7 protein-coding genes are annotated in these 6,535 nt (G+C 48.4%); 5 read left to right on the forward strand and 2 right to left on the reverse strand.

Annotation, left to right across the window (positions count from 1 at the left end):
- The first annotated feature begins 223 nt into the window (after positions 1–223).
- From Q0393_RS08615 to Q0393_RS08630, 4 genes are all read left to right on the forward strand, one after another.
- Positions 224–937: a hypothetical protein gene (locus Q0393_RS08615; RefSeq protein ID WP_298979497.1), complete on the forward strand. Its 714-nt coding sequence runs from the start codon at positions 224–226 to the stop codon at positions 935–937.
- A gap of 84 nt (positions 938–1,021) precedes the next feature.
- Entirely contained in the window at positions 1,022–1,447 is a 426-nt protein-coding gene (locus Q0393_RS08620; protein WP_298979499.1) for an ecotin family protein, read from the forward strand.
- Positions 1,448–1,631: 184 nt separating this feature from the next.
- A complete protein-coding gene (locus Q0393_RS08625) occupies positions 1,632–2,330 on the forward strand; it encodes a YbaK/EbsC family protein (RefSeq protein WP_298979500.1) in 699 nt (232 codons plus the stop codon).
- Positions 2,331–2,525: 195 nt separating this feature from the next.
- A complete protein-coding gene (locus tag Q0393_RS08630) occupies positions 2,526–3,143 on the forward strand; it encodes a hypothetical protein (protein WP_298979501.1) in 618 nt (205 codons plus the stop codon).
- Between the two features lie 453 nt (positions 3,144–3,596).
- Here Q0393_RS08630 and Q0393_RS08635 read toward each other — a convergent pair whose 3' ends face one another.
- Both Q0393_RS08635 and hisD read right to left on the reverse strand, forming a co-directional pair.
- Positions 3,597–3,887: a DUF5339 domain-containing protein gene (locus Q0393_RS08635; protein ID WP_291936556.1), complete on the reverse strand. Its 291-nt coding sequence runs from the start codon at positions 3,885–3,887 to the stop codon at positions 3,597–3,599.
- A 336-nt stretch (positions 3,888–4,223) separates the two neighbouring features.
- Entirely contained in the window at positions 4,224–5,513 is a 1,290-nt protein-coding gene (gene hisD, locus Q0393_RS08640; RefSeq protein ID WP_298979503.1) for a histidinol dehydrogenase, read from the reverse strand.
- Positions 5,514–5,660: 147 nt separating this feature from the next.
- Between hisD and Q0393_RS08645 the strand changes: the two genes are divergently transcribed.
- A partial coding sequence (locus tag Q0393_RS08645) for an SEL1-like repeat protein (RefSeq protein WP_298979505.1) occupies positions 5,661–6,535 on the forward strand: 875 nt, incomplete at its 3' end.

The following is a 6,535-nucleotide window of genomic DNA, read 5'->3' on the forward strand; positions in this document are numbered from 1 at the left end:
TCGACGCGCTGAAACTGGTGCCACCGGATCCCGATCATCCCGATGCAACGGCCCCGGCGGCCATAGTGCTGCTCTCGGACGGCGCATCCAACCTGGGGCGGGACTCGGCCGCGGCGGCTGGATCGAAAAATTTAGCGGCTATCCCGCGAGCCTAAAATAATGCCCTACGGATTTACGTGCCTGAGCGCCCTGTTTTGAGCCAAAATTTATTTGAAAGGAAAATATGAAAAACCTATTTCTAGCCGCGCTTGCGGCATTAGCGCTTAGCGGCTGCGCGGGCTTAAAATGCGGCGCAAAGGACGGACGAGACGTCGCCAAGATCGACGTGCCTGAAGATGGCTGGACGAGATACCTAAGCACCGACGGCGAGATCAAGGAGGTCGCGTTTTTCACGGCGTTTTTCTCGGGACAGTTCCGCCCGCACCCAAAAGATGGCGAAAAGATCGGCTTCGTGCTTACCAAAAAGAGCGGCGAACGCATACCGATAAGGCTCGGCAATATGTATAAGGCGGCAGACGGCGCATTCGCGCTCGCGGATCTTGACGCGCAGAGCGACGTATGGGGCGGAGCCGAGGAGCTACGCAGAGCGAAACGGGCGAAATTTTATAAATTTCAAGAGGGCAGCGTCAAAGTGACGGACTATGAGGCGCAAGGCGGGCTTTGCGAAGCGTTTTACGCAGGCGAAAAGATAAGCGTCAAAAGCGTGCTAAGCCGCCGCACGAGCAAGTCTGGCGGAGCTAGCGGCGAAATTTCCACCGCGCAGACGCAGGGCGAAATATCGCGCGACGTCGTCAAGGCTTTAAACTCGCACGAAAAGCCGTCGCCGCAAAGCTCTAGCAAAAATTTAGCGAACAAAAAGAGCACCGCGCAAAAAACCGATAGCGAGGCGTTAAAACCGGAGGCAGAGGCGCTAAAAAATATTATCTGCTACAGATAAAAACAAAGTCGATTGAAATTTCAGTTTAATGAGTAAAAATTTTGCTAAAATTTTAAATAAAAATATCTTTTCAAGGAGTAAAGTATGAGAAAAAGCGTTTTATTCTTCCTCTTGCCGCTGTTTTTATTCGGTGGCGAAGCGCAAAAGCAGCTAAATGTCTTTCAGCTAACGCCGTCAAAGATGCCGCCGCAGCAGTTTAAGGTCGAAGCGGTCTTTTCGAAAGAGATCAAAGCCGACTGCAACGACGCGTATCTGATCGGCGGCAAAATAGAGCAAAAAGAGGGCTCGGACGGGCTTTATTACGAGTTTAGCGGCGGCAACGAACTTGCTCAAACGCTGATGCTCTGCGACGGCAAGAAGCAAAAGAAGCGGATCTATTACGAGCTCACGCATCCATTCGCCTACGACGGTGGCGAAATTAGAATTTTGGCGCCCAAAGACGTCAAGGTCGAGCTTAGAATTTACGAGCTCGTAGAGAGCAAAGAGCCTAAAATCCGCAAGATGAAATAATTTCGCAAGAAGCAGGGCGGACCGAGCTTATGTATGGCGGAATTTCCGCCATGCAATAGATCTTTCATCGCGCAATGGTTTTGCGCGTAGGCGAGATAAATTTTACGGCGAAGAATGGAATTTCGGCACCGATGGGTCGTTTGGTTAAAATTTCAGTATAATTTCGCAAAAACAAGGAGAGAGCATGTCAGAGAGAATTTTTGAAAGCTTAAAAGAGCTTTTGACGCAGCAGGGCGCGCGCTTCCGCGTCGTAGCTCACGAAAGCGCGGGCACCTCCGCCGAAGTCGCCAAAGCCCGCGGTACGCAGCTGGGACAGGGCGCAAAGGCGCTGGTTTGCACGATCAAGGGCTTTAAGGACGGGCAAATTTCTTTCGCGCAAAATTTAAATTTAGCAAGCGCCGGTGACGCGCAAAGCTCCAATGCTTCTTGCGTTGCAACCGCTCAAGGCTGCGAAAACGGCGCCTACGCAGCAAATTTAGCTTTAACCGCCGATCAAATTTGCGCAAACGTGCCACAGCAGCTGAAGCTTCCTAGCGACAAACCCGCGGGTAGAAACGGCAGGATCTACGTCCTAGCGGTCTTCGCAGCCGATCATAAAACCGATCTAAAGTGCTTGGCAGAAGGGCTCGGCGGTACGAAAGCATCGCTCGTAAGCCCCGATGAAGTGGGCGATCTCACGGACTGCGTCATCGGCTCGGTGCCGCCCTTTAGCTTCCACGACAAGCTGCTGCTAATCGCCGATCCGTCGCTGTTCGGACGCTTTGATGAGATCGCTTTCAACGCGGGCTTGCTCGATCACTCGATTATTCTAAACGCGCAGGATTACGCGCGCATCGCAGCTCCGCGCATCGTTAGCTTCACCGAGGCGCAGGACGGCGAATAGCCGCGCATCGTCCGTTTCACACAAGAAGAAAACTCGGATTAAATTAATCCAAAAGCAAGGGCAGAAAAAGACAGCGCGAGAGTTGGTTGTAAAAAGGGCGCTTTGATTTTTGATCTTTTTTCTTCATATTAAAGCTTTAAAATTTGCAGTATGATCAGAAGCAAAGAGGTTACGATCGAAACAAGGGGAAATGTTATGAAGCAGGTGTGGACATTTTTGCTGTGCCTACTTGCGCTATACGGCATGGAAAATGCTGCAGCCAAGGGAGACAATGCGCCGCGGCCAGAGATTTATCAGAGTATGAAAGATATTTACGACGATCTACCGATCGCGCAACTGCCGATGTGCTATCCAGGAGAAATTTCGCCCTTAGCAGCTATCGATAAAAATTTACTTGATAAAAATGAGCTGTTTTCGTTCGCAAAGGAGAATTTTTTAATCGACAATCTAAGCGCGTATTGGGAGAGGATCAAAGACATAAGGGCTTGTCGTTTGCCAAAAAAGAGCGCCAAAACAATTCTGCTAAGGCTTTATCTGATGGATTTTCAAGATAGCAAGCACGGGCACGAATATGTTTTTATGTGCCTTTTAAACGACGCATTTCGTATAAGCGATTGTCGCGAAATTTACGCCGATTACGTGCACTGCGGTAAAAGCAAGCCGCCGATGCGCGCCAAGCAGGAGTTCGTCATCGACGCCGATTTATGCTGCACAGTAACAACGTACTACTATACTTTAGATAGCGATAAAGAGCTGCACAGAAATGTCTGCGTGCACGAAATAAAAAACGGCACGATCGTTACTAAGGATTAAAATTCAAGGCGATTTTGCGAGATGATTTTAGCCGCAAATTTCATAGGCAGAGCGGTAAACTGAGACGTGAATTCGCTCTATCTATGAGCCCCGGCTATTTCAAATCGCGATAAAATAACGCTTAAACCGAGCCTCGAATTCATCATATTGATGAGGCGCTGTTTCGAGCCGCGCCAAAACAGCTCGTAAATCTTTGGTGCACCGCAGCGTCCCACTAAGATGCATCGCCTTACGGAGCATTTTAACGACGCGAGCGCTTTATTGGTTTTGACTTCCTGCGACAAGCTGAATATCAAATCTGAAATTCTTAGCAAGCCCCGAAAGCAGCGAGGATAAAACATCCAAATTTTAAAATTTAAAAATTTTTAAAAAAATGTGAGTTTAAAAAGAATTAATCGCGACGATATCGCATCGCCGCGACTGAAGAAGGCATCATCATGCCCGCGAAGGTATTTATTTCATAGCGCCTTGTTGTTTCATCTGATCCATCATCTGCTTAAATATCTCTTTAGCTTGTTTGCAAGTGGCCTCTTGCTGCTCCTTAGGAAGTGCGCTGATCTGATCCATAGACTGCTTTTTTTGATCCTCATACATCTTGACCTGCTGCTCTTGACCCGCTTGTTTGTAGGTATCAACCATCTTATCAAGATCTGCGAAGTACTCTTTGCAGCTATCTGAAAGATCTGCGGCGCTAAGACTTAGCGCAAAGCCAAAACTAGCCAAAACTAAAAGTGATTTTTTCATTTTTCTCTCCTTGTAAAAAATCAGCGAAAGTATATCATTTCGCTTAGTAAATTTGCCTTAAATTTTAATCAAATACGGCCGTTTTTTTAAATTTATAGCGCTTTTGAAATTTTAAAATTTCACTCTCGCCGCGACGCTTACATTTTTTAAAATTTAACTCGTCTTTAAATTTTAAAATTTAAGCTCGCAATTTCGCAACTGCCGCCGGTGCTTTTTAAAATTTCGTTTTGCAATTTTTAAGCTGCATGCGAACCGCCTTAGGCTATATGCGGGCAAATTTAAACCCTAAGCCGCTTTTTTAAAATTTCATTTCGTAATTGCGCTACCGCCGCAAAATCACTTCTCTTCGAATCTAATCTGCACCGATTTTTTGTGTGCGCCGAGCCCCTCGGCATCCGCTAGCGCCATGCACGCGCCTCCGAGCTCGTCTATGGCGCGCTTATTTAGCGCTATGATCGAGCTTCGTTTGATGAAGTTATAAACCCCAAGAGGCGAGAAAAATCGCGCGCTTCCGCCGGTCGGCAGCGTGTGGTTAGGGCCTGCGAGGTAATCGCCCATCGCTTCAGGCGTGTAGTGGCCCAAAAATATCGCGCCTGCGTGGCGTATGCGCGGAAGCAGCTCGTAGGCGTTCTCGGTCGCGATCTCGAGGTGCTCGACCGCAAGCTCGTTCATCAGCCCCACGCACTCATTCATATCGCGTGCGATGATGATTGCGCCCTTGTTTTGGATGCTGGCGCGAGCGATCGGCTCACGCGCGAGCGTAGGAAGCTCGCGCTCGATATGCTCTGCGACGCAAAGAGCGAATTTCTCATCGTCGCTTATCAAAAAGCTACTCGCGATCTCGTCGTGCTCGGCTTGGCTGAGCAGATCCACGGCGATGTTGCGCGGATCTGCCGCGGCGTTTGCGATGATGCCCACTTCGCTAGGACCCGCGATCATATCGATATTCACATCGCCGAACACGAGCTTTTTGGCGGTCGCTACGAAGATATTCCCGGGGCCCGTGATGACGTCGACCTTGCCGATCGTGCGCGTGCCGTATGCCATCGCCGCGATCGCGCTTGCACCGCCCACCTTGTAAGCTTTTTTGATCCCCAGCACATGCATCGCCGCAAGCAGCAGCTCATTTACGACGCCGCCCACGGCGGGAGTGCAGACGCTGATATCCTCCACGCCCGCGACGATTGCGGGGATCGCATTCATCAGAAGCGAGCTCGGATACGCCGCCTTGCCGCCCGGGATATACAGCCCCGCGCGATCCACGGGCGTGATCTTTTGCCCAAGCATCGCGCCGCTTGGATCGAAGCTAAACCAGCTTCTCTCAAGCTGTTTTTCATGATAAGCGTAGATGCGCTCGTATGCGACCTGTAGCGCGTTTTTTAACTCTGCGGTTAAGCCTTCATACGCGCGGCTCATCTGCTCTTGCGTGATAGCCAGATCGCCCTGCACGCGCCATCTGTCAAATTTCTCAATCTGTTCAGCTAGCGCCTCATCTCCGCGCGCTCTGATCTCCTCGATGATGCCGCTTACGACGGGCATCACCGATCTCATGTCCGTCTCGCCGCGGCGCACCAGCCTTGCAAACTCCTCTTTGAAATTTGCCTTCGTGCTTTTTAAAATTTTCATTTTTGCTCCTTGTAATGCTTGGAATTTTAACGCTTTTTGCTAAATTTCGCCTTTAAGCTCGCGGCGATGTAAATTTACAGCTCGCCGATTTTCAAAAGATTAAGCGAAAATGAAATAAAATAGCCGAAATTTTAAACGGAGCGATGTATGAAAAAGATATTTTTGGCGCTGATCGCCACGGCGGCTTTATCGCTAGCAGAAGCCACAGCTTTGTCATCGACGGAACAAGAGGATCCCGGTATAAGTAGGTTGCAGAGCGAATGCGATAGCAACAATACCTTAGCATGCGTGAATCTTGCCATGGCATACTATTCAGGGGATAGTGTGAAGCAGGATTATGAGAAAGCAAAAGAGCTAAATTCTAAAGCCTGTAATTTGGGCGATGGCTGGGGTTGCACCACCTTAGGGGCGTCATACGAATACGGCAAGGGCGCAGAACAAGATTATAAAAAAGCGACCGAACTATATTCTAAGGCCTGCGACTTAAAAAATAGCATAGCTTGCGGCAATCTGGGTGTTTTATACTACTCAGGCAAAGGAGTAAAGCAAGATTACAAAAAAGCAACCGAACTGCTTTCCAAAGCTTGCGATTTGCAAGAAGGTGACGGATGCTACAATCTCGGGCTTTTATATGCCTCGGGCGAAGGCGTAAAACAGGATTATAAAAAAGCAAGCGAGCTATATTCTAAAGCTTGCGATTTAAAACATGGCGAAAGCTGTCATAATCTTGGAGTTTTATACGAAAAAGGAGATGGCGGCGTAAAGCAAGACTACCAAAAAGCAAATCAATTCTATTCTAAGGCCTGCGATTTGGAGATTGCCGAAGGGTGTTATAATCTTGGAGCTTCATACTATTTAGGTAAACATATAAAGCAGGACTATAAGAAAGCAAATGAATTGTTTTCTAGGACTTGTGATTTAGGATATAGCATAGGATGCTATGCTCTAGGGTTTTGGTATGCCTCAGGCGAAGGCATAGAACAAGACTTTGAAAAAGCAATAAATTTATATTCTAGAGCTTG

The sequence above is a fragment of the uncultured Campylobacter sp. genome, assembly GCF_938015785.1.
Classification (GTDB): domain Bacteria; phylum Campylobacterota; class Campylobacteria; order Campylobacterales; family Campylobacteraceae; genus Campylobacter_B.

Bases quoted from the DNA above. Each gene is read 5' to 3' on its own strand.
- Q0393_RS08615 (WP_298979497.1), top strand. From the start codon at position 224: ATGAAAAACCTATTTCTAGCCGCGCTTGCGGCATTAGCGCTTAGCGGC.
- Q0393_RS08620 (WP_298979499.1), top strand. From the start codon at position 1,022: ATGAGAAAAAGCGTTTTATTCTTCCTCTTGCCGCTGTTTTTATTCGGT.
- Q0393_RS08625 (WP_298979500.1), top strand. From the start codon at position 1,632: ATGTCAGAGAGAATTTTTGAAAGCTTAAAAGAGCTTTTGACGCAGCAG.
- Q0393_RS08630 (WP_298979501.1), top strand. From the start codon at position 2,526: ATGAAGCAGGTGTGGACATTTTTGCTGTGCCTACTTGCGCTATACGGC.
- Q0393_RS08635 (WP_291936556.1), bottom strand. From the start codon at position 3,887: ATGAAAAAATCACTTTTAGTTTTGGCTAGTTTTGGCTTTGCGCTAAGT.
- hisD (WP_298979503.1), bottom strand. From the start codon at position 5,513: ATGAAAATTTTAAAAAGCACGAAGGCAAATTTCAAAGAGGAGTTTGCA.